The organism is Protaetiibacter intestinalis (assembly GCF_003627075.1).
Lineage (GTDB): Bacteria > Actinomycetota > Actinomycetes > Actinomycetales > Microbacteriaceae > Homoserinibacter > Homoserinibacter intestinalis.
Genome location: NZ_CP032630.1, coordinates 1,085,772 through 1,106,043, shown reverse-complemented (window position 1 = coordinate 1,106,043; position 20,272 = coordinate 1,085,772). Strand labels below are relative to the sequence as shown.

General features: G+C 72.5%; 22 protein-coding genes. 11 read left to right on the top strand and 11 right to left on the bottom strand.

Going from position 1 to position 20,272, the window contains the following annotated elements; translation table 11 throughout:
• The first annotated feature begins 21 nt into the window (after window positions 1-21).
• A complete protein-coding gene (locus D7I47_RS05345) occupies window positions 22-1,305 on the top strand; it encodes an adenylosuccinate synthase (RefSeq protein ID WP_120762082.1) in 1,284 nt (427 codons plus the stop codon).
• Between the two features lie 216 nt (window positions 1,306-1,521).
• Here D7I47_RS05345 and D7I47_RS05340 read toward each other — a convergent pair whose 3' ends face one another.
• From D7I47_RS05340 to D7I47_RS05325, 4 genes are read right to left on the bottom strand one after another with little or no spacing between them, the layout of a single operon-like run.
• A complete protein-coding gene (locus D7I47_RS05340) occupies window positions 1,522-2,964 on the bottom strand; it encodes a sodium/solute symporter (RefSeq protein ID WP_120762081.1) in 1,443 nt (480 codons plus the stop codon).
• On the bottom strand, window positions 2,961-3,323 hold the full coding sequence (locus tag D7I47_RS05335; RefSeq protein ID WP_120762080.1) for a DUF485 domain-containing protein: 363 nt from the start codon (window positions 3,321-3,323) through the stop codon (window positions 2,961-2,963). Before D7I47_RS05335 ends, D7I47_RS05340 begins: the two co-directional genes overlap by 4 nt.
• Entirely contained in the window at window positions 3,320-4,069 is a 750-nt protein-coding gene (locus D7I47_RS05330) for a LytR/AlgR family response regulator transcription factor (RefSeq protein WP_120762079.1), read from the bottom strand. The genes D7I47_RS05335 and D7I47_RS05330 overlap by 4 nt, the downstream gene beginning before the upstream one ends.
• Window positions 4,066-5,259, bottom strand: coding sequence for a sensor histidine kinase (locus D7I47_RS05325; protein ID WP_120762078.1), 1,194 nt, complete (start codon window positions 5,257-5,259; stop codon window positions 4,066-4,068). The genes D7I47_RS05330 and D7I47_RS05325 overlap by 4 nt, the downstream gene beginning before the upstream one ends.
• Before the next feature lie 176 nt (window positions 5,260-5,435).
• Here D7I47_RS05325 and D7I47_RS05320 point away from each other — a divergent pair, with 176 nt between their 5' ends.
• The 5 genes from D7I47_RS05320 to D7I47_RS05300 all read left to right on the top strand — a co-directional run bounded on the left by D7I47_RS05320 (window position 5,436) and on the right by D7I47_RS05300 (window position 9,370).
• On the top strand, window positions 5,436-5,786 hold the full coding sequence (locus D7I47_RS05320) for a DUF485 domain-containing protein (RefSeq protein ID WP_120762077.1): 351 nt from the start codon (window positions 5,436-5,438) through the stop codon (window positions 5,784-5,786).
• Entirely contained in the window at window positions 5,786-7,399 is a 1,614-nt protein-coding gene (locus tag D7I47_RS05315) for a solute symporter family protein (protein WP_120763824.1), read from the top strand. Before D7I47_RS05320 ends, D7I47_RS05315 begins: the two co-directional genes overlap by 1 nt.
• 70 nt (window positions 7,400-7,469) lie before the next feature.
• Complete coding sequence (locus tag D7I47_RS05310) at window positions 7,470-8,117, top strand: GNAT family N-acetyltransferase (protein ID WP_120762076.1); 648 nt, start codon at window positions 7,470-7,472, stop codon at window positions 8,115-8,117.
• 18 nt (window positions 8,118-8,135) lie between these two features.
• Window positions 8,136-8,453: a chorismate mutase gene (locus D7I47_RS05305; RefSeq protein ID WP_120762075.1), complete on the top strand. Its 318-nt coding sequence runs from the start codon at window positions 8,136-8,138 to the stop codon at window positions 8,451-8,453.
• Window positions 8,450-9,370, top strand: a complete 921-nt coding sequence (locus tag D7I47_RS05300) for an SDR family NAD(P)-dependent oxidoreductase (protein WP_170154363.1) — start codon at window positions 8,450-8,452, stop codon at window positions 9,368-9,370. Before D7I47_RS05305 ends, D7I47_RS05300 begins: the two co-directional genes overlap by 4 nt.
• A 375-nt stretch (window positions 9,371-9,745) precedes the next feature.
• Here D7I47_RS05300 and purL read toward each other — a convergent pair whose 3' ends face one another.
• Window positions 9,746-12,082 (bottom strand): phosphoribosylformylglycinamidine synthase subunit PurL, encoded by a 2,337-nt coding sequence (gene purL / locus D7I47_RS05295; protein WP_120762073.1) that lies wholly within the window; start codon window positions 12,080-12,082, stop codon window positions 9,746-9,748.
• Window positions 12,083-12,137: 55 nt separating this feature from the next.
• Between purL and D7I47_RS05290 the strand changes: the two genes are divergently transcribed.
• Together D7I47_RS05290 and D7I47_RS05285 are read left to right on the top strand one after the other, a co-directional pair.
• Window positions 12,138-12,785 (top strand): hypothetical protein, encoded by a 648-nt coding sequence (locus tag D7I47_RS05290; RefSeq protein ID WP_120762072.1) that lies wholly within the window; start codon window positions 12,138-12,140, stop codon window positions 12,783-12,785.
• A gap of 85 nt (window positions 12,786-12,870) precedes the next feature.
• Window positions 12,871-13,434 carry an RBBP9/YdeN family alpha/beta hydrolase gene (locus D7I47_RS05285; protein WP_120762071.1) on the top strand — a complete coding sequence of 188 codons (564 nt, stop codon included), beginning with the start codon at window positions 12,871-12,873 and terminating at the stop codon, window positions 13,432-13,434.
• A gap of 93 nt (window positions 13,435-13,527) precedes the next feature.
• Here the strand turns inward: D7I47_RS05285 and D7I47_RS05280 are convergent, their stop codons facing one another.
• A complete protein-coding gene (locus D7I47_RS05280) occupies window positions 13,528-14,076 on the bottom strand; it encodes a PadR family transcriptional regulator (RefSeq protein ID WP_120762070.1) in 549 nt (182 codons plus the stop codon).
• Window positions 14,077-14,128: 52 nt separating this feature from the next.
• On the opposite strand from D7I47_RS05280, the gene D7I47_RS05275 reads away from it, so the two are divergent.
• The 3 genes from D7I47_RS05275 (at window position 14,129) to gap (ending at window position 16,726) form a co-directional block, all read left to right on the top strand.
• Window positions 14,129-14,542 (top strand): hypothetical protein, encoded by a 414-nt coding sequence (locus D7I47_RS05275; protein WP_120762069.1) that lies wholly within the window; start codon window positions 14,129-14,131, stop codon window positions 14,540-14,542.
• 122 nt (window positions 14,543-14,664) lie between these two features.
• Window positions 14,665-15,612 carry a GlxA family transcriptional regulator gene (locus D7I47_RS05270; RefSeq protein WP_120762068.1) on the top strand — a complete coding sequence of 316 codons (948 nt, stop codon included), beginning with the start codon at window positions 14,665-14,667 and terminating at the stop codon, window positions 15,610-15,612.
• 115 nt (window positions 15,613-15,727) lie between these two features.
• Window positions 15,728-16,726, top strand: coding sequence for a type I glyceraldehyde-3-phosphate dehydrogenase (gene gap / locus D7I47_RS05265; RefSeq protein WP_120762067.1), 999 nt, complete (start codon window positions 15,728-15,730; stop codon window positions 16,724-16,726).
• 46 nt (window positions 16,727-16,772) lie between these two features.
• On the opposite strand, the gene purQ is transcribed toward gap, so the two are convergent.
• From purQ to D7I47_RS05240, 5 genes are all read right to left on the bottom strand, one after another.
• Window positions 16,773-17,477 carry a phosphoribosylformylglycinamidine synthase subunit PurQ gene (gene purQ / locus D7I47_RS05260; protein WP_120762066.1) on the bottom strand — a complete coding sequence of 235 codons (705 nt, stop codon included), beginning with the start codon at window positions 17,475-17,477 and terminating at the stop codon, window positions 16,773-16,775.
• Window positions 17,477-17,719 (bottom strand): phosphoribosylformylglycinamidine synthase subunit PurS, encoded by a 243-nt coding sequence (locus D7I47_RS05255; RefSeq protein ID WP_120762065.1) that lies wholly within the window; start codon window positions 17,717-17,719, stop codon window positions 17,477-17,479. The genes purQ and D7I47_RS05255 overlap by 1 nt, the downstream gene beginning before the upstream one ends.
• Window positions 17,720-17,756: 37 nt before the next feature.
• A complete protein-coding gene (locus tag D7I47_RS05250) occupies window positions 17,757-18,365 on the bottom strand; it encodes a nucleoside/nucleotide kinase family protein (RefSeq protein ID WP_120762064.1) in 609 nt (202 codons plus the stop codon).
• On the bottom strand, window positions 18,362-19,144 hold the full coding sequence (locus tag D7I47_RS05245) for an SGNH/GDSL hydrolase family protein (protein WP_157981642.1): 783 nt from the start codon (window positions 19,142-19,144) through the stop codon (window positions 18,362-18,364). Before D7I47_RS05245 ends, D7I47_RS05250 begins: the two co-directional genes overlap by 4 nt.
• Window positions 19,145-19,264: 120 nt before the next feature.
• Window positions 19,265-20,146, bottom strand: coding sequence for a VOC family protein (locus D7I47_RS05240; protein ID WP_227000877.1), 882 nt, complete (start codon window positions 20,144-20,146; stop codon window positions 19,265-19,267).
• Window positions 20,147-20,272 lie beyond the last annotated feature (126 nt).

Genomic DNA, 20,272 nt, shown 5'->3' with positions numbered 1-20,272 from the left:
TCGAACCTAGGGAGAAGAGCTATGCCCGCGATCGTGCTCATCGGCGCCCAGTGGGGCGATGAAGGCAAGGGCAAGGCGACCGACCTGCTCGGCGACCGCGTCGACTACGTGGTCAAGTTCAACGGCGGCAACAACGCCGGCCACACGGTCGTCGTGGGCGACCAGAAGTACGCCCTGCACCTGCTGCCCTCCGGCATCCTGAGCCCCGGCGTCACCCCCGTCATCGCCAACGGCGTCGTCGTCGACATCGAGGTGCTGTTCAGCGAGCTGGAGGCGCTCGGCGCCCGCGGGGTGGACGTGTCGCGGCTGCTCATCTCGGCCAACGCGCACGTCATCACGCAGTACCACCGCACCCTCGACAAGGTCACCGAGCGCTTCCTCGGCAAGCGTCAGATCGGCACCACCGGCCGCGGCATCGGCCCCGCATACGCCGACAAGATCAACCGGGTCGGCATCCGGATGCAGGACCTCTTCGACGAGAACATCCTGCGGCAGAAGGTGGAGGGCGCCCTCGACCAGAAGAACCACCTGCTGCTGAAGGTCTACAACCGCCGCGCCATCGAGGCCTCCGAGGTCGTCGACGACCTGCTGTCGTACGTCGAGCGGCTGCGGCCCATGGTGGTCGACACCGCGCTCGAGCTGAACCGCGCCCTCGACGCCGGCAAGACGGTGCTCTTCGAGGGCGGCCAGGCCACCATGCTCGACGTCGACCACGGCACCTACCCCTTCGTCACCTCCTCGAACGCCACCTCCGGCGGCGCCGCCACCGGCTCGGGCGTCGCCCCCAACCGCTTCGACCGCGTCATCGCCGTCGTGAAGGCCTACACGACCCGCGTCGGCTCGGGGCCGTTCCCCACCGAGCTGTTCGACGAGTCGGGCGAGTTCCTGCGCTCGGCCGGCTTCGAGTTCGGCACCACCACCGGCCGCCCGCGCCGCACCGGCTGGTACGACGCACCCATCGCTCGCTACGCGGCCCGCATCAACGGCGTCACCGACTTCGTGCTCACCAAGCTCGACGTGCTCACCGGCCTCGAGCGCATCCCCGTCTGCGTCGCCTACGACGTCGACGGTGTGCGCGTCGACGAGGTGCCCGTGAGCCAGACCGACTTCCACCACGCGAAGCCCATCTACGAGGAGCTCCCCGGCTGGTCGGAGGACATCACCGGCGTCCGCAGCTTCGCCGAGCTGCCGAAGGCCGCGCAGGACTACGTGCTCGCCCTCGAGCAGATGTCCGGCTCGCGCATGTCGGCGATCGGCGTCGGCCCCGGCCGCGACGCGATCGTCGTGAGGCACGACCTGCTCTGAGCCACCCCTCTGCGGGTTGAGTAGCCCGCGCAGCGGGCGTATCGAAACCCATGCAGGCGTGGATGCAGAGGCCTCACCGAGCGAAGGCGCCCCGTCGAGGGGCGCCTTCGCTGGTTTCGATACACCGCGCTTCGCGCGGCACTCAACCAGCGGGAGGGTGACGCCCGGCGCGCGGCACTCAACCAGCGGGAGGGGTGGCGCCCGACGCACGGTGTCTCACCGCTCGGGCAGGTGCAGCAGGGCGAGGGTGCGGTCGACACCGCGCGGGATGCGGCGGCGGTCGAGGCGCGAGACGAGCACCATGGTGAGGGTCGCGAGCGGCACCGTCCACGCGGCGGGCTGCTCGAGCAGCACGAGGCCGGGCACGAGCGGCCCGACGAGGATGGCGGTGCCGCAGGCGACCGCACCCGTCGCCATCCCGGCGACGGCGCCGCGGGCGGTGAGCCCCCGCCACCAGATGCCGAGCAGCAGCACGGGGCAGAGGGTGGAGGCGGTGAAGGCGAACACGAGCCCGACCGAGCCGGCGAGCCCCGCCGACTCGGTGATCCCGGCGACGACGAGCGGCACGGCGACGGACCCGACGGCGGCGATCCGGAATCCGCGCACCGAGCCGGCGAACAGCTCCTGCGAGACGACGCCGGCGAGCGACACGACGAGCCCGGAGGAGGTCGACAGGAACGCCCCGAACGCGCCCGCGATGACGAGGGCGGTCACCGCCTCCGCGTAGGGCGACGGCAGCACGCGCGACGGCAGCAGCAGGAGGAGCGCATCCGGGTCTCCCTCGGCGAGCTCGGGCAGGAACACGCGCCCCAGCATCCCGATGGCCACGGGGAAGAGGTAGAACGCGCTCAGCAGGCACAGCACGATGAGGGTGGTGCGCCGGGCGGCCGGGCCGTCGGGGTTGGTGTAGAACCGCACGAGCACGTGCGGCAGTCCGAGGGTGCCGAGCAGCAGGGCGACGAGCAGCGACACGGCGCGGTACACCTCGCCGGGGCCGCCGACGCTGAACGGCGGGAAGGCGGCGGCGACGGCCTCCGCATCCGCCCGGATGCCGGGCTGCAGCAGCAGCACGAAGACCACGGGTGCCGCGACGGCGGTGAGCTTGAGCCAGTACTGGAACGCCTGCACGAAGGTGATGGAGCGCATGCCGCCCGCCGCCACGACCACCCCGACGATGAGGGCGACGGCGACGGCCCCCACCCAGCGTGGCAGGCCCGTCGTGATGCCGACGGTGAGGGCCGCCCCCTGCAGCTGCGGCACGATGTACAGCCACCCGATGACGATGACGAGCACCGAGGTCACCCGCCGCGCGAGGCGCGACTCGAGCCGCGCCTCGGTGAAGTCGGGCACCGTGTACGCCCCCGAGCGCCGCAGCGGGGCGGCCACGAACAGCAGCAGCATGAGGTAGCCGGCGGTGTAGCCGAGGGGGAACCACAGCGCCGCCTCGCCCTGCAGCAGCACGAGGCCGGCGACCCCGAGCACGCTCGCCGCCGAGAGGTACTCGCCGCCGATCGCGGAGGCGTTCCACCACGGCCGCACGGTGCGGGACGCGACGTAGAAGTCGGAGGTGGTGCGCGAGATGCGCACGGCGAAGAAGCCGATGAGCACCGTCACGAGCGTGACGGCCGCGATGGAGCCGTATCCGATGCCCGGGCTCATGCGTCGTCCGCGAGCGAGCGGTAGCGGGACTCGTTGCGGGCGGAGGTGCGCACGAAGAGCGCGGCGATGGCGATGAGCACGGGGAACAGCCCCGCGCCGAGCACGATCCACGAGACGGGCACGCCGCCGACGCTCGCCGCATCCAGCCCCGGCACGAGCACGAACACGAGCGGCACGGCGACGAGCACGACGATGAACGCGACGGCGCAGACGATCGCGAGCCGCAGCTGCGAGCGGATGAGGGAGCGGATGTAGAGCGCCCCCGGGTCGCCGAGGCCCGGTCCGGATGCCGCGCGCCCGAGCTCTTCGGCGCGGGGGGCGGTGACCCGCACACGCTGCGGGCGGGGCGCCTCGCTCACGTGCCGGCTCGCAGCCGGCGGGCGTCGAGCGCCTCCCGCAGCGCCGGCTGCAGCCGGCGGGAGACCGGCAGCTCGACGGCGCCGATGGTGACGGTCGCGTGGCCCGCGCCGCCGCGCAGCCGGGTCACGTGGTCGAGCTGCACGAGGTAGGAGCGGTGCACCCGCAGGAACCCGGCATCCGCCCACTGCCTCTCCAGGTCGCTGAGCGGGATGCGTACGAGGTAGCTGGACTCCTCGGTGTGCAGCCGCGCGTAGTCGCCCTGCGCCTGCACGTAGCGCACGTCGTCGCGGCGGATCATGCGGGTCGTGGCGCCGAGGGTCACGGCGACCAGCTCGGGGCGCTGCACCGGTCCCGTGACGGGCGCGGCCCGCATCCCGTCGAGCACGCGGTCGAGGGTGCGGGTGAGCCGTTCGGCGCGCACGGGCTTCAGCAGGTAGTCGACGGCGGCGAACTCGAAGGCCTCGAGCGCCTGGTCCTCGTCGGCGGTCACGAAGACGAGCGCGGGGCGGTGCTCGAAGCGACCGAGGGCGCGGGCGAGGTCGAAGCCGGAGAGCCCCGGCATGTGGATGTCGAGGAACGCGGCGTCGACGGTGCGCTCCGAGAGCAGCCGCACCGCCTCGGCACCGGATGCGGCGCGGTGCACGGCGGCGATCCGCGGATCCTGGCCGAGCAGGTAGGCGAGCTCGTCGAGAGCGGGCGGCTCGTCGTCGGCGATGAGCACGCTGATGCTGCGGGTCTCGGTCATCCGGCGAGCCGCTCCTCTCCCGCGCGCAGCGGCTGCGATTTCGGCACCCGCATGGTGACGAGGGTGCCCGCGCCGACGTTCGTCTCGACGACGAGCCCGAAGTCGTCGCCGTACACCTGCCGCAGGCGCGTGTCGACGTTGCGCAGCCCGACGTGCTCGCCCCCGGCACGTCCGGCGAGCACCGCCCGCGCGAGCTCCGGGTCGATGCCGACCCCGTCGTCCTCGACCGTGATGAGGGCGCAGCTGCCCGCATCCGTCGCCGTGATGGTGACCCGGCCGCCGCGCTCCGCCGACTCGAGGCCGTGGCGGACGGCGTTCTCGACGAGCGGCTGCACGGAGAGGAACGGGATGATCGTGGCGAGCAGCTCGGGCGCGATCTGCAGCGTCACCTCGAGCCGGTCGCCGAAGCGGGCGCGCTCCAGCCGCAGGTAGCCGTCGACGCTGCGCAGCTCCTCGGCGACGGTCGTGAAGTCGCCGTGGCGGCGGAAGCTGTAGCGCGTGAAGTCGGCGAACTCGACGACAAGCTCGCGCGCCTTCGCCGGGTCGGTGTGGATGAACGAGGCGATCGCGGTGAGCGCGTTGTAGATGAAGTGCGGGCTGATCTGCGCCCGCAGCGCCTTCACCTCGGCCTCGGCGAGCGCGGCGCGGGAGGCGTCGAGCTCGGCGAGCTCGAGCTGGGTCGACACCCAGCGCGCCGCCTCACCCGTCGCCCGCACGAGGCCGGGCCGCGCCCCGCGGGCGAAGGCGACGAGCGTGCCGGCCCGGATGCCGCTGCGCAGGATGGGCGCGGACACCGCGTCGAGCGCCTCCCGCCCCTGACCGGCGGCGGCGCGGTGCAGCTGCGGCCGGAGCCCGGAGTGGGCGCGCACGACCCCCTCGGCCACCTCGCGGAGCGCGGCCGGTCCGTCGACGGCGAGCACGCCATCCGCACCGGAGAGGGCGAGCGCGTCGCAGTCGAGCATGGCCCGCAGGTCGCGCGCGGCGCGCACCGTGTCGCCGCCCTCGAGGCCGGCCCGCAGGTGCTCGGCGGCGCGGGTGGCGAGGTGCAGGGTCGTGAACCGGGTGCGCTCGGCCTCGGTGCCGAGTTCGCGCGGCCCCCGCGCGAAACGGCGCGCCAGCAGATACCCCGCCACCGCCAGCAGCGCCACGGCCACGGCGATCGCGAGGCCGCTCGTCAGCGACTCGGCCATGCGACCCACGATAAGCGGTCGCTCGTCGTCGGCACAGCGCCGTTCGTCGCACGCGGACCGCCGCCCGGCGACGACGAGCGGTGTCGCCGCGCGTCACCGGGACGCAACCCCCAGAGTGTTCCGCAATCACGTCGAGACGGGTGCGCAACGGAGCGTGCCCGGGATGAGGAGAGATGATGGGCGACGAAGCCCCCAGCTCGGTCACGGAGGAGGGTGTCGACTTCGCCGGCATCCAGCAATCCGACCGCTTCCAGCAGTTGAAGAAGCGGCATCGATCGTTCGTATTCCCCGTACTGGCCCTCGCACTGGTCTGGTACTTCGCCTACGTGCTGCTCGCGGGCTACGCCCCCGACTTCATGGCTATCCCCGTGTTCGGAAGCGTCAACGTGGGCCTGCTGATCGGGCTCGGGCAGGTGGCGACGACCTTCATCATCACGATGGTCTACGTCTCCTACGCCAACCGGAAGCTCGACCCGCTCGCCGAGGAGCTGCGGGATGACGCCGAGGCCGGGAAGGCGGTGAAGTGATGCTCCCCACCGCGCTGCTCGAGACGAGCGCCTCGCCCGGCAACCCGGCGCTGAACATCGCCATCTTCGGCGGCTTCGTGCTCGTGACGATGATCATCGTGTTCCGGGCCAGCCGGAACAACAAGACCGCGGCCGACTACTACGCCGCCGGACGCTCCTTCTCCGGCCCGCAGAACGGCACCGCGATCGCGGGCGACTACCTGTCGGCCGCCTCCTTCCTCGGCATCTGCGGCGCGATCGCCCTCACCGGCTACGACGGGTTCCTGTACTCGATCGGCTTCCTGGTGGCGTGGCTCGTGGCCCTGCTGCTGGTCGCCGAGCTGCTGCGCAACACGGGGCGCTTCACGATGGCGGATGTGCTGTCATTCCGCCTCAAGCAGCGTCCGGTGCGCATCGCGGCGGCCACCACGACCCTCGTGGTGTGCTTCTTCTACCTGCTCGCCCAGATGGCGGGCGCGGGCGGCCTCGTCTCGCTGCTGCTCGGCATCCCCGACAAGGTGGGTCAGGGCGTCGTCATCGCGGTGGTCGGCGGCCTCATGATCGTCTACGTGCTCGTGGGCGGCATGAAGGGCACCACGTGGGTGCAGATCATCAAGGCGTTCCTGCTCATCGTGGGTGCGGGCGTCATGACGATCTGGGTGCTCGCGCTCAACGGCTTCAACCTGTCGACGCTGCTGGATCACGCGGTCGCGACGGCGGGCAACCCCGACATCCTGGCCCCGGGCATCAAGTACGGCGTCTCGGACATCACCCGCGTCGACTTCCTGTCGCTCGGCCTCGCGCTCGTGCTCGGCACGGCGGCCCTGCCGCACGTGCTCATGCGCTTCTACACGGTGCCGACGGCGAAGGAGGCGCGTCGCAGCGTCGTGTGGGCCATCTGGCTCATCGGCATCTTCTACGTGTTCACCCTCGTGCTGGGCTTCGGCGCGGCGGCGATGATCGGGCCGGAGGTGATCGCGGCGGCTCCGGGCGGCGCGAACTCGGCGGCCCCGCTGCTGGCGTTCGAGCTCGGCGGGCCGATTCTGCTGGGACTCATCTCGGCGATCGCGTTCGCGACGATCCTCGCGGTCGTCGCCGGGCTCACGATCACGGCCGCCGCGTCCTACGCGCATGACATCTACGCGAACGTGCTCAAGAAGGGCAAGGCGGAGCCGGGCTCGGAGGTGCGGGTGGCGCGTCGCACGGTGGTCGTGATCGGCCTCGTCGCGATCGCCGGCGGCATCCTCGCGAACGGGCAGAACGTGGCGTTCCTCGTGGCGCTCGCGTTCGCGGTGGCGGCGGCGGCGAACCTGCCGACGATCGTCTACTCGCTGTTCTGGAAGAAGTTCAACACCCGCGGGGCGCTGTGGAGCATGTACACGGGCCTGATCTCGTCGATCGTGCTCATCGTGTTCTCGCCCGTGGTGTCGGGTGGCCCGACGGCGATGATCCCGGCGGCCGACTTCGACATCTGGCCGCTGTCCAACCCCGGCATCGTGTCGATCCCGCTCGCCTTCCTGGTCGGCTGGATCGCGTCGCTCACGCAGCGCGAGCCGGAGGACGCGGCCAAGCAGTCGGAGATGGAGGTGCGCTCCCTGACCGGTATCGGTGCTGAGGGCGCCGTCCAGCATTGAGACCCGGCGGGGGTGGGTGTCGTGCCTGGCCCCACCCCCGCCGAAACCCCTCGATCCGTAGAGTGGACGCGTGACCGCGACGCGACCGGAGAAGTCGGCCCTCGTCGGGCGGTATGTGCGGCTCGACCCGTACACGCCCGCCGACCTGCCCGCCCTGTGGCGGGCGCTCGGGCATCCGGAGGTCTTCGCCGGCGGCTACGGCGGCGGCCCCGAGGGTCTGCCCGCGGATGAGGCGGCCTACGCCGAGTGGGCGCCCCGCTACTTCCCCCACGAACGCGGCATCACCTTCGTGGTGCGCGTCGCATCCGGGCCCCACACGGGCGAGGTGGTCGGCGCGAGCAGCATGGCCGACTTCGACGAGGCGAAGGAGTCGGCCCACATCGGCTGGACCGCCTACGACCCGCGCGTCTGGGGCACCCAGGTGAACGTCGAGGCGAAGCTGCTCATGCTCGGCCTGCTGTTCGACCACGGCTTCGGCCGGGTGAAGCTGCAGGCCGACGCGATCAACGAGCGCTCGCGCGCCGCCATCCAGAAGATCGGCGCCTCGTTCGAGGGCATCACCCGCCGCGACCAGCGCCGCGCCGACGGTTCGTGGCGCGACGCCGCGATCTTCTCGGTGCTCGTCGACGAGTGGCCCGAGGTGCGCGCGGGCCTCGAGCGCCGGCTCGAGGACTGGGGCGAGCGCCCCGTGCTCTACCGCTCGGTGCCGTCGGCCTGAGCCCGGTACCCTCGGGCTATGACCGCCGACCCGCACGAGGACCCGGGAGCCGTGCTCGCCGGCATCCGGCAGAGCATCGACAACATCGACGCGGCCCTCATCCACCTGCTCGCGGAGCGCTTCAAGTTCACCCAGCAGGTGGGGCGGCTGAAGGCGGCGAGCGGGATGCCTGCCTCCGACCCGGAGCGCGAGCGCGTGCAGGTGGCGCGGCTGCGGGCGCTCGCCGAGGAGTCGCATCTCGACCCCGAGTTCGCCGAGAAGTGGTTCACCTTCGTGGTCGCCGAGGTTATCCACCACCACGAGCGTCTCGCCGGCAACGGCGGCGCGGAGGCGTGACCGCCTGGGATCCGCGGGCGCTGCCGTCGCTCGCCGGGCGCACGGTCGTCGTCACGGGCGGCAACGCGGGGGTCGGCTACTTCACCTCCGAGCAGCTCGCCGCGGCGGGGGTGCGCGTGGTGATCGCCGCGCGCTCGGCCGAGAAGGCGCAGCTCGCGATCGACAGCATCCGCTCCCGCGTGCCGGGCGCCGAGCTCGCGCACGTGCGGCTCGACCTCACCTCGCTCGCCTCGGTGCGCGAGGCGGCGGAGGCGCTCGCGGCGTTCCGGCCGCTCGACGGGCTCGTCAACAACGCCGGCCGCGTGGTCGCGTCGCGGCACCGCCTCACGACGGAGGACGGCTTCGAGGCGACCGTCGGCGGCAACTTCCTCGGCCACTTCGCGCTCACGACGCTGCTGTTCCCGGCGCTCGCGGAGGGTGGCCGCGTGGTCGGCCTCGGCTCGGATTCGACGCGGATGGTGCGGCTCGAACCCGACGACCTCTGGTCGGAGCGGCGCTACCGGCCGTTCCGTGCCTACGGCTTCTCGAAGCACGCCGTGCAGGGCTTCCACCTCGAGCTCGCGCGGCGGCTCGCGGCGGCGGGCGACTCGCGGCTCTCGCTGCTCGCGCACCCCGGCTGGGCCACCAACAGCTACGCCGAGCGTCGCCCCGGCATCACCGACCGCGACCCGCGCGGCGGCCGCATCTTCGAGACCCTCACCGGCTGGGTCGGCCAGGGCAAGGACCGCGGCGCCTGGCCCGCCGTGCGCGCCATCGCCGACCCGGATGCGGTGAACGGCGAGTTCTTCGGCCCGCGGCGCGAGATGTCGGGTCCGCCCGTGCCCACCACGCCGGTCGCCTCATCCGCCGACCCCGCCTTCGGCGCCGCCCTGTGGGCCGACGCCGAGCAGAAGACCGGCATCCGCTTCCCCCTCTGAGCGCGGCCGCCGGGCCCGGCATCCTCCGGCATCTCACCGGCGGGAGCAACCGCACCAGCGGCGGGAGCAACCCGCAGCGCGGGCGGCGAAACCCTTAGGCGGCGGGAGCAATTGCTCCCGCCGGATGCCCGTTTCGCCGTCCGGTGCGGAACGCCGCGCGGCGCCCGCCCGCGCGATGGACTCACACGGGACCCCAGCACGAGGCTCCTCACGAGGGCATCGCGGGCGGAATTGCTGTCATATGGCGGGAGTAATTGCTCCCGCCGCCCAGCAGGTCTGCCGCCCGCGCATGCGGTTGCTCCCGCCGCTGGATACGAGGGTGGAGGCGCGGACGGATGCCGCGGCAGGGCGAGACGCGGGGCGCCGGCCCGCGCGTCAGGCGAAGCGGGCGCGGAGGGGCTCGCGGAAGGTGGAGGCGAGCTCGTCGACGGATGCCGTGAAGAGTCCCTGCACCTCGAGCGCGGGCTCGGAGTCGGTCACGCCGATGCGGATCACCGGGTAGCCGCGGCCCTCGCACAGACGGGTGAACTTGACGTCCTCCTCGCGCGGCACGGCCACCAGCACGCGGCCCGTCGACTCCGAGAACAGGGCGGTCGCCGCATCCACGCCGTCGCGGACGAGCAGCTCGTCGAGGAACACCCGCGCGCCGACGCCGAAGCGCAGCACGCCCTCGGCGAGCGCGATCGCGAGCCCGCCGTCGGCGAGGTCGTGGGCCGCGTTGAGCAGACCCTCGTAGGCCGCCGCCGAGAGCAGCGAGGCGAGCTCCTTCTCGGCGTCCAGGTCGACGGCCGGCGGGCGTCCGCCGAGGTGCCCGTGCACGATGCCCGCCCAGGCGGAGCCGTCGAGCTCGAGGGCGGTCGTGCCGAGCAGGTAGAGGTTGTCGCCCGCGTCCTGCCAGCCGGACGGCACGCGCCGCCCGACGTCATCGATCGTGCCCATGACGGCCACGACGGGGGTCGGGTGGATCGGCACGTCGCCGGTCTGGTTGTAGAAGCTCACGTTGCCGCCCGTGACGGGGATGCCGAGCTGCAGGCAGCCGTCGGCGAGCCCCTCGACCGCGCGCGAGAACTGCCACATGACCTCCGGGTCCTCGGGGGAGCCGAAGTTGAGGCAGTCGGAGACCGCCACCGGGGTCGCGCCCGTGACGGCGACGTTGCGGTACGCCTCGGCGAGCGCCAGCTGCGCACCCTGGTACGGGTCGAGGTAGCAGTAGCGGCCGTTGGCATCCGTCGCGAGCGCGAAGCCGAGGCCCGAGCTCTCGTCGACGCGCACCATGCCGCCGTCGTCGGGGTAGGAGAGCGCCGTATTCCCGAGCACGTACTTGTCGTACTGCGAGGTGATCCAGCTCTTGTCGGCGAGGTTCGCCGAGCCGAGCAGCGCGAGCAGCTGCGCCTTGACTGCGGGCCCCTCGGTGGGCCGCGCGAGGGCGGATGCGGAGTCGGCGTTCACCCGGTCGATCCACGTCGGGTAGGCGACCGGCCGCTCGTAGACGGGCCCGTCGACCGCGACCGTGCGCGGGTCGACGTCGACGATCGTCTCGCCCTTCCACTCGATCACGAGGCGCCCCGTGTCGGTGACCTCGCCCAGCACGCTCGCCTCGACATCCCACTTCGACGTCACCGCGAGGAAGCCTTCGAGCTTCTCGGGGGCCACGACCGCCATCATGCGCTCCTGGCTCTCCGACATGAGGATCTCCTCGGCCGTGAGCGTGGAGTCACGCAGCAGCACCTCGTCGAGCACGATGTGCATGCCGCCGTCGCCGTTGGAGGCGAGCTCGGAGGTGGCGCAGGAGATGCCGGCCGCGCCCAGATCCTGGATGCCCTCGACGAGCTCGCCGCGGTACAGCTCGAGGCAGCACTCGATGAGCACCTTCTCCATGAAGGGGTCGCCCACCTGCACGGCGGGGCGCTTGCGGCCCGCGCCTTCGTCGAATGACTCGGATGCCAGGATCGACGCGCCGCCGATGCCGTCGCCGCCCGTGCGGGCCCCGAACAGCACGACCTTGTTGCCGACGCCGCGCGCGTTCGCGAGGTGCAGGTCCTCGTGACGGAGCACGCCCACGGCGAGCGCGTTGACGAGCGGGTTGGCCTGGTACACCGGGTCGAACCAGGTCTCGCCGCCGATGTTGGGCAGGCCGAGGCAGTTGCCGTAGAAGCTGATGCCGGAGACCACCCCGGGCACGACGCGGGCCGTATCCGGGTGGTCGATCGACCCGAAACGCAGCGCATCCATGACGGCGACCGGCCGCGCGCCCATCGAGATGATGTCGCGCACGATGCCGCCGACGCCGGTCGCGGCGCCCTGGAACGGCTCGACGTAGCTCGGATGGTTGTGGCTTTCGATCTTGAAGGTGACCGCCCAGCCTTCGCCGATGTCGACGACGCCCGCGTTCTCGCCCATGCCGACCATGAGGTTCTGCTTCATCTCGGGCGTGACCTTCTGGCCGAACTGCCGCAGCCACACCTTGGAGCTCTTGTAGGAGCAGTGCTCGCTCCACATGACCGAGTACATGGCGAGCTCGCCGCTCGTGGGGCGGCGGCCGAGGATCTCGCGGATCTGCAGGTACTCGTCGGTCTTGAGTCCGAGCGCCGCGTACGGCTGCTCCCGCTCCGGGCTGGCGGCGGCGTTCTCGACGGTGTCGACGACGTGCGTCGAGGGGGTGCTCACGGGGGAGTGCTCCTTGCGGCGGGGCGGATGCGGCAGCACCGCCATCCTACCGGCGTGGGCATCCCGCATCCCGCGGGGGCGGCTCCGCTAGCCTGCGAGCATGTCCGAACCCGTGAACGGTGCCGTGCCCGCCGCATCCGCGCCGACGCGCGCCGGACTGTACTGGCGCCGCGGCGCGAGCGTGACCGCGGGCATCATGACCCTCGACGCCGGCGTGCTGTCGTTCCGCACCGAGCGGGAGACCGTGTTCAGTGCGCCCGTCGATCGGGTGTCGGCGGAGTTCACGCGCTTCTCGACGCTCGTCGTCACCTCGGATGGGCATCGGCACGTCTTCGTGACGGGGGCCTACGCCGGCAACTTCGCGCGCGAGTTCAGCACCGCGCAGCTCGCCGAGCTCGCGGGCGCACCGCACGCCTCCGAGGCGGCCCAGGCCTTCCGCGAGGGCGCGGCGATCGTCGTCTCGAGCGGGGTCATGCGCAGCGCCGCGGTGATCGCCGGCTCGGCGGCCGGTGCCGCGTTCGCCCTCGTCGGGGACGCGGTCGGGGTGGCGAGCCTGTTCGGCTCGCAGAGCCGCTCGTTCGCGCTCGCCCGGGCGTGGGCCGAGCACCTGGCCGCGAACGGCGTCGCGGTGCGGATGCGCGGCACGACCTTCGCGCGCTCGCAGGCGTTCATCGCGGCGATCGTGCTGCCCTCGGTCGCCGTGTTCGGCGTCGGGGTGTGGTTGCTGCTCTCGGCGCTCGCCTCGTAGTCCCCTCGGCGCGCTGGCGGGAACTCGTGCGGGCGTGGCGGCGTTCGTGCGGTGGTCGGGGACCCGCATCCGGCACGCTGGAGGCATGAGCCTTCGCCGCGTCGTCATCCTGCACGGCTACACCGCGCATCCCGGCAAGCACTGGTTCGGCTGGCTGCGCGAGGAGCTCGCGCCGCACGGCGTCGCCGTCGAGGTGCCCGCGCTGCCCGACACCGACCACCCGGAGGCGGCGGCCTGGACGGATGCGGCGGTCGCCGCGCTCGGCACCGTCGACGCGGAGACGGCGCTCGTCGGGCACAGCCTCGGCACCATCACCGCGGTGCGCGCGCTCGGCCGGGCGCTCGCCGAGCAGCCGGATGCGCGCCTCGGTGCACTCGCGCTCGTCGCCTCGTTCGTCGACCCGGTGCCGATCTACCCCGAGCTCGACCCCTTCACGGTGGGGCTGCCCGAGCTCGGCGAGCTCGCCGCGCGCACCGGGCGGCGGCTCGTCATCCGCTCCGACTTCGACCCCGAGGTGCCGATCGAGCTGACGCCCGCGGTCGTCGCGGGGCTCGCCGCCGAGGAGCTCGTGGTGCCGGGTGCCCAGCACTTCTGCGAGTCGCAGGGCGTGACGACGCTGCCCGCCCTCCGCGACTGGCTCACGGCGTAACCCCCGGGGCCAGCTCGGCGGGTGCACCTGCATCTGCCCTGACTGGTCGGTTTCTGGCCCCATTTCACCGAAATGGGGCCAGAAACCGACCAGTCAGCGCCCGTCGGCGATGAGCGCGTCGAGGGTCGCGATCGTCTCGTCGGCCCACGCGAGGGAGGCGCGCGCCGTGTGCTCGCCCGCCGCGATCGTCATGAGCTGGTACGGGCGGTGCGCCGGATCGGATGCCGCCTCCGTCTCGCGCCGGGCCGCGGCGAGTGCGGCGAGTTGTTCCGCCGCGATGCCGCGATACTCGACGACCAGCTCGCGGCAGGCCCGCGCCCCGAGCGCATCCCCGAAGAACAGCCGCAGCAGCATGCCGTTGCGCGGCGGCGTGCGGGTGGGCGGTTCGCGCATGAGCTCGACGAGCCGGGCGCGGCCGGATGCCGTGAGTCGGTACGCGGACGATCCGGGGCGGTCGCCGTCGCCCGCCTCGACGAGCCCGGCGTCACGCAGCCGCGCGAGCGCGGGGTAGATCTGCCCGAAGCTCTCGCTCCAGAAGGCGCCGAGGTGCGCGAGGATCGCCTCGCGCAGGGCGTAGCCGGTCATCGGCTCGACGCTGAGTGCGGCGAGGACGGCGAGGTCGGTCTGGGTAGCCCGTGGCATCCCGTCATCATATCTGCTAGACATATCGATATATCTGCCAGAAAGGTTCCGGATGTCGTTCGACCCCGCCGTCATCGCCCGCGTCGCCGCGATCGTGGCCGCCGTGCTGTACCTCGGGCTGGTCGCGTTCCAGCTCGCGCTCGCCCTCGGCGCCCCGTGGGGCCGCGCCGCCTACGGCGGACAGAGTGCCGAGCTCTCGACCGCACTCCGCGTCTCGAGCGCGATTGCCGTCATCGTCTGGAGCGGCGTCGCGCTCGTCGTGCTGCGCCGCGCCGGCGTCACCGGCTGGGCTCCGCTGCCGGATGCCTGGCTCCCCGTCGCGGTCTGGGTCGTCGTCGGCCTCTCGGCCGTCGCGATCGTCATGAACGCCATCACCCCGAGCGCCCTCGAACGCGCCATCTGGCTGCCCGTCGCCATCCTGCTGTTCGGCTCGACCCTCACGGTCGCGCTCGCCGCGCCGCGCTGACCCGGCGCACCGGGATGCTTGGCGCTATCCTTTCGACGGATGGCGTTTCCGCCACTGTGCGCGGCGGGCGGGATCCGCGAACCTGACCAGGGCCGTGCACCCGCGGTCGGAACGGAGGCGGCATGCGGCGGCATCGGGTCGTCGTCCTCGTGCTCGACGGAGCGCAGCCGCTCGACGTCGGCATCCCGGCGCAGACCTTCCAGGCGCGCGACGAGCTGCCCTACGACGTGCTCATGTGCGGCGTCGAGCCGGGCATCGTGCGCTCCGGTGAGGGGCTGAACTACGCGGTCGAACACGGCGTCGAGGCACTCCGCACCGCCGACACGGTCATCGTGCCCGGCTACCGCGATCCCGTGCGCCCCGTCGACCCGCGGGCGCTCGAGGCGCTGCGCGCGGCACACGCCCGCGGTGCGCGCATCGCCGCCATCTGCACGGGCGTCTTCGCCGTCGCCGCCGCGGGGCTGCTCGACGGGCGCCGTGCCACCACCCACTGGCGGCACGCGCCCGACCTGGCGCGCCTGCATCCGGAGGTCGACGTCGACGGCAGCGTGCTGTTCATCGACAGCGGCGACGTGCTCACCTCGGCCGGGGTCGCATCCGGCATCGACCTGTGCCTGCACCTCATCCGCAGCGACCACGGGGTGCGGATGTCGAACGTCGCCGCCCGCAGGCTCGTCGCCGCCCCCTATCGCAGCGGCGGGCAGTCGCAGTACGTGCCGCGTTCGGTGCCGGAGGATCTCGGCGACCGCTTCGCGGCCACCCGTGCGTGGGCGATCGAGCGTCTCGGCGATCCGCTCACCGTGCACGACCTCGCCCGCCACGCGGCGGTGTCGACGCGCACGTTCTCGCGGCGCTTCGTGGAGGACACCGGCTACACGCCGCTGCAGTGGATCCTGCGCGCCCGCGTCGACCTGGCACGCGAGCTGCTGGAGCGCACCGACTTCGGCGTCGAGCAGATCGCCGCCGAGGTGGGGCTCGGCACCGGGGCCAATCTGCGGCTGCACTTCCAGCGCATCCTCGGCACGAGCCCCAGCGAGTACCGCCGCATCTTCGCGCGCGTGCCGGCCTGACCGTCGCGCCGCGGTGGCGCGAAGCTCGCGCAAGCTGGCCGACATCCGCACGGTGCCGGGGGCGGTGCGGGCTCATCGTGGAAGGTGAACGATCCACCCACGAAAGGACCCACCCATGACCACGCGCGTCGCCATCAACGGCTTCGGCCGCATCGGACGCAACGTGCTGCGCGCGCTCCTCGAGCGCGACACCGACCTCGAGGTCGTCGCCGTCAACGACCTCACCTCGCCCGCCACCCTCGCGCAGCTGCTGCGCTACGACTCCACGCTCGGCCGACTCGGGCGTCCCGTCACCGCGGGCGACGACCACCTCGTCGTCGACGGGAAGCGGATCGCCGTGGTCGCCGAGCGCGAACCCGCGAAGCTCCCGTGGGCCGAGCTGGGCGTCGACCTCGTACTCGAGTCGACCGGCCGCTTCACCGCCGCCGCCGACGCGGCCGCCCACCTCGAGGCGGGCGCGGGGCGGGTGCTCGTGAGCGCAGCATCCGCCGGTGCCGACGCGACGATCGCGTACGGCGTCAACCACGACACCTACGACCCGGCGAAGCACCGCATCGTGTCGAACGCGTCGTGCACCACCAATGCCCTCGCCCCGCTCGCGCACGTGCTGCACGAGGTCGCCGGCATCGAGGCGGGCTTCATGACGACGGTGCACGCCTACACGCAGGAGCAGAACCTGCAGGACGGCCCCCATCGCGACCTGCGTCGCGCCCGCGCGGCCGGGGTCAACATCGCCCCCACGACCACCAATGCCGCCAACGCCATCGGCCTCGTGCTGCCGCAGCTCGCGGGGCGTCTCGACGGCTACGCCATCCGGGTGCCTGTCGCCGTCGGCTCGCTCGTCGAGCTGAACGTGACCGTCGAACGGGATGTGACCGTCGACGAGCTGAAGGCCGCCTACCGGGATGCCGCATCCGGTTCCCTCGCCGGCGTGCTCAGCTACACGGAGGACCCGATCGTCTCGACCGACATCGTGGGCGACCCGGCGTCGTCGATCTTCGACGCCGAGCTGACCCGCGTGCTCGGCCGCCACGTGAAGGTGGCGTCCTGGTACGACAACGAGTGGGGCTTCTCGAACCGCGTCGTGGACACCCTCGGCCTGATGGCCGGCTGAGGCTCGTGCTCGAGCAGCTCGTCCGGCACACCGGGGAGCGCGCGGGCTAGACCCCGGCGAGGGTGCGCTCGATGACCGAGCTGAAGAAGCGCAGGCCGTCGACGCCCGAACGCATGGCATCCGCCGTGTCGGGGCCGAAGCCCGGCTCGGTGGCGTGCTCCGGATGCGGCATGAGACCCACGACGTTGCCGCGCTCGTTCGTGAGGCCGGCGATGTCGCGCAGCGAGCCGTTCGGGTTCACGTCGAGGTAGCGGAACGCGACGAGACCCTCGCCCTCGAGGCGGTCGAGGGTCTCCTCGGTGGCGATGTAGCCGCCCTCGCCGTTCTTGAGCGGGATGACGATCTCCTCACCCTGCTCGAACGCGGAGGTCCACGCGGTGGAGGCGTTCTCGACGCGCAGCTTCTGGTCGCGGCAGATGAAGTCGCCGTGGTCGTTGCGGATGAGGCCGCCCGGCAGCAGCTGCGACTCGACCAGGATCTGGAAGCCGTTGCAGATGCCGAGCACCGGCATCCCGGCGTTCGCCGCCGAGACCACCTCGGCCATGATCGGCGAGTGCGCGGCGATCGCGCCGCAGCGCAGGTAGTCGCCGTAGCTGAAACCGCCCGGCAGCACGATCGCGTCGACGCCCTGGAGGTCGTGGTCGCCGTGCCAGAGGGCGACCGGCTCGCCGCCCGCGAGCCGCACGGCGCGCTGCGCGTCGCGGTCGTCGAGCGAGCCGGGGAAGGTGACGACGCCGATGCGGGTGGCCATCAGGCGACCTTGACCGTGACGACGTCCTCGATGACCTGGTTGGAGAGGAACTCCTCGGCCAGCTTCTGCGCCTCGGCGAGCACGGCATCCGTGACCTCGCCGTCGACGGTCAGCTCGAAGCGCTTGCCTATGCGCACCCCGCTGAACGTCGACGAGCTCTTGGCGATCGCGCCCGCGGTGGCCTTGCCCGCGGGGTCGAGCAGCTCGGGCTTCGGCATGACCTCGACGACGATGGTGGGCACGGACGACTCCCGGAGTTCGAGGGGCGGGGGAACGCCCTCAGTCTACGGCCACCTGCAGTTCGGCACGGTCCGCGGTCCGGCGGATGACGGCCGCGTTCGCCTCGTCGGGTCCGGTCGCCCAGGCGTGGGCGGCGGCGGGCGTCTTGCCGAAGCGGTGATGGCGCCGGATGAGGCGCGCGATCCGCAGCGCCTCGTCGACGCGCACGAAGGCGGTCACGTCGAGCAGCGGGGCGACGGCCTCCCAGCCGCCCTCGTCGTGCAGCAGGTAGTTGCCCTCCACGAGCACGATGCGGTGGCCGGGGTCGATGCGGATGGCGCCGGGCACCGCCTCCTCGACCTCGCGATCGAAGCCGGGCGCGTCGACCGGGCCGGCATCCGCCCGCACCTCGCCGAGCAGCCGCACGAAGCCGGCGACGTCGAAGGTGTCGGGGGCGCCCATCCGCTCGCGCCGGCCGAGCTCGACGAGCCGGGCCTGCGGCAGGTGGAAGCCGTCCATGGGCAGCACCACGGCATCCGCGCCGAGCGCCTCGGCGGTGCGGCGGGCGAGGGTCGACTTGCCGGATCCGGGTTCTCCGGCGATGCCCACGAGCAGTCGCGCCGTTCCCGCGCGGGTGCGCAGTTCGGCGGCGAACCGCTCGGGCGTCATGCCTCGGCCGGGCGGGGCGCGGAGGCGATCTCGGAGAGGCCGCGGTGCCACGCGTCCTCGACGGCCCAGCGCGCCCAGTCGGCGTAGCCGGAGGCGGAGGGGTGGAAGCGGTCGCTCGCGAAGAAGTCGGGCCCGTACGGCGGCGGCACCTGGTCGGTGATCATCCAGCGCGGGTCGCGGGCGATGACCGTGCGGGCGGCGCGCTCCAGGTTGCGCGAGTGCCGGTAGAGCGTCGTGCGCAGCGGCTCGGGCAGCAGCTCGAAGCGGATGAAGACGGGCAGGTTCGACATCAGGATGCGGGCCTCGGGCAGTCGGTCGCTGAGCGTCTCGAGCAGCTCGCGCAGGTCGCGCGCGAAGGCGCGGGCGGAGCGCGCGTGCAGGGCGTCGTTGGCGCCGAGGGTGACGAACACGAGGTCGGCCGGCCGGGCGAGCGCGTCGGTGAGGTGCCGTTCGAGGAACTGGCCGGTGTCGGCCCCGTTCTCGCCGACCGAGCGCCAGATGACGCCGCGGCCGGTGCGGGCGTGCAGCTCGCGCGCGAGCGATCCGGGCAGCGCCTCGTCCTGGGTGGCGGCGCCCGTGCCGGCGGCGGTCGAATCTCCCGCGACGAGCAGCCGCAGCGGCTCGGGGCCGGCGAGCTTGCCCTCCCAGGGGAGCGCGGCATCCGGGAGCCGTTCGACCTCGGCCTCGAGCTTCTTCTTCTGCCCGAGGATGCGCGGCCCGTGCAGCACGAGGAAGGCGCGGCTCGCCCGCAGCTGGCGCGGGTAGACGGGGTCGTTCACGGTGCGAGTGTAGGAGCGCGCGGCTCGACGTTCGCTGCAGACGCGCTCAGCCGGTGGTGCGGTTTCGGCCGGATGGCGCGGCTTCGCGGCCGCCACCCGGCCGAAACCGCACCACGCGGTTCAGCCGCGACCCGGAACGGTCACCAGGATGCGGTTCGCCCAGGGGTCGTCGAGCTCCACCGTGCGGCCGTCGTCGCGGGACTCGACGCCGAAGTGCGCGAGACGCTCGCCGAGCTCGCCGAGCGAGTCGGCATCCGGCACCTCGATGTCGACCCGGCCGAGGCCCAGGGTCGGCTGGCGGCGGCCGGCGCCCCGCGAGTTCCACACGTTCATCGCCATGTGGTGGTGGTAACCCCCCGCCGACACGAAGAGCGCCTGCCCCGGGATCGCGATCGTCTCGTCGAAGCCGAGCCGGTCGACGTAGAAGGCGCGTGCCTGCGCGATGTCGCCGACGGAGAGGTGGATGTGGCCGACACGCGCGTCGCCGGGGAGCGGGGACGCCATCCCCTCCTCGCTCAGGTTCTCGGCGAGGAAGCGGTTCGGGTCGAGGTAGACGGTGCCCATCTCGATCGTGCCGTGCACCCAGCTCCACTCGCTGCGGTCGCGGTCCCAGTAGAGCTCGACGCCGTTGCCCTCCGGGTCGTCGAAGTAGAAGGCGTTGCTGACGTAGTGGTCGGAGGAGCCGGTGAAGGTTCCCGGATGCTTCTGTGCGACCGAGTAGACGGCGGCGGCGAGCGCGGCCTTCGTGTCGAACACGATCGCGGTGTGGAAGAGGCCCGCCTCGCGGGGTCCGGCGTGCCGCAGCTCGGGGGTGTGCACGAGGATCACGACGGGCCGGTTCGCGGCATCCGCCCGCCCGAGCACGACCCGGGGGCCGGATGCGTCGAGCACGTCGAGTCCGATCGCGTCGCGGTAGTAGCGCGTCATCGCGTCGAGGTCCGCGACGTTGAGGGTCACCGCGCCCATGGCGGTGTCGGCGGCGAAGCGGCTGGTGTCGGTCATGTCCTCCCCAACATAGTTGCCCCAACAACTATTCCGCGACCCCGCCGCCGGTTTCGCAACTCAGGACATCCGGCCGTTTCCCCGGATGCGACCGCCCATCCGCCGGGATCTCCTGAGTTACGAAAC

Bases quoted from the DNA above. Each gene is read 5' to 3' on its own strand.
- D7I47_RS05345 (WP_120762082.1), top strand. From the start codon at position 22: ATGCCCGCGATCGTGCTCATCGGCGCCCAGTGGGGCGATGAAGGCAAG.
- D7I47_RS05340 (WP_120762081.1), bottom strand. From the start codon at position 2,964: ATGAGCCCGGGCATCGGATACGGCTCCATCGCGGCCGTCACGCTCGTG.
- D7I47_RS05330 (WP_120762079.1), bottom strand. From the start codon at position 4,069: ATGACCGAGACCCGCAGCATCAGCGTGCTCATCGCCGACGACGAGCCG.
- D7I47_RS05325 (WP_120762078.1), bottom strand. From the start codon at position 5,259: ATGGCCGAGTCGCTGACGAGCGGCCTCGCGATCGCCGTGGCCGTGGCG.
- D7I47_RS05320 (WP_120762077.1), top strand. From the start codon at position 5,436: ATGGGCGACGAAGCCCCCAGCTCGGTCACGGAGGAGGGTGTCGACTTC.
- D7I47_RS05315 (WP_120763824.1), top strand. From the start codon at position 5,786: ATGCTCCCCACCGCGCTGCTCGAGACGAGCGCCTCGCCCGGCAACCCG.
- D7I47_RS05305 (WP_120762075.1), top strand. From the start codon at position 8,136: ATGACCGCCGACCCGCACGAGGACCCGGGAGCCGTGCTCGCCGGCATC.
- purL (WP_120762073.1), bottom strand. From the start codon at position 12,082: ATGGCGGTGCTGCCGCATCCGCCCCGCCGCAAGGAGCACTCCCCCGTG.
- D7I47_RS05290 (WP_120762072.1), top strand. From the start codon at position 12,138: ATGTCCGAACCCGTGAACGGTGCCGTGCCCGCCGCATCCGCGCCGACG.
- D7I47_RS05285 (WP_120762071.1), top strand. From the start codon at position 12,871: ATGAGCCTTCGCCGCGTCGTCATCCTGCACGGCTACACCGCGCATCCC.
- D7I47_RS05280 (WP_120762070.1), bottom strand. From the start codon at position 14,076: ATGCCACGGGCTACCCAGACCGACCTCGCCGTCCTCGCCGCACTCAGC.
- D7I47_RS05275 (WP_120762069.1), top strand. From the start codon at position 14,129: ATGTCGTTCGACCCCGCCGTCATCGCCCGCGTCGCCGCGATCGTGGCC.
- D7I47_RS05270 (WP_120762068.1), top strand. From the start codon at position 14,665: ATGCGGCGGCATCGGGTCGTCGTCCTCGTGCTCGACGGAGCGCAGCCG.
- gap (WP_120762067.1), top strand. From the start codon at position 15,728: ATGACCACGCGCGTCGCCATCAACGGCTTCGGCCGCATCGGACGCAAC.
- purQ (WP_120762066.1), bottom strand. From the start codon at position 17,477: ATGGCCACCCGCATCGGCGTCGTCACCTTCCCCGGCTCGCTCGACGAC.
- D7I47_RS05250 (WP_120762064.1), bottom strand. From the start codon at position 18,365: ATGACGCCCGAGCGGTTCGCCGCCGAACTGCGCACCCGCGCGGGAACG.
- D7I47_RS05240 (WP_227000877.1), bottom strand. From the start codon at position 20,146: ATGACCGACACCAGCCGCTTCGCCGCCGACACCGCCATGGGCGCGGTG.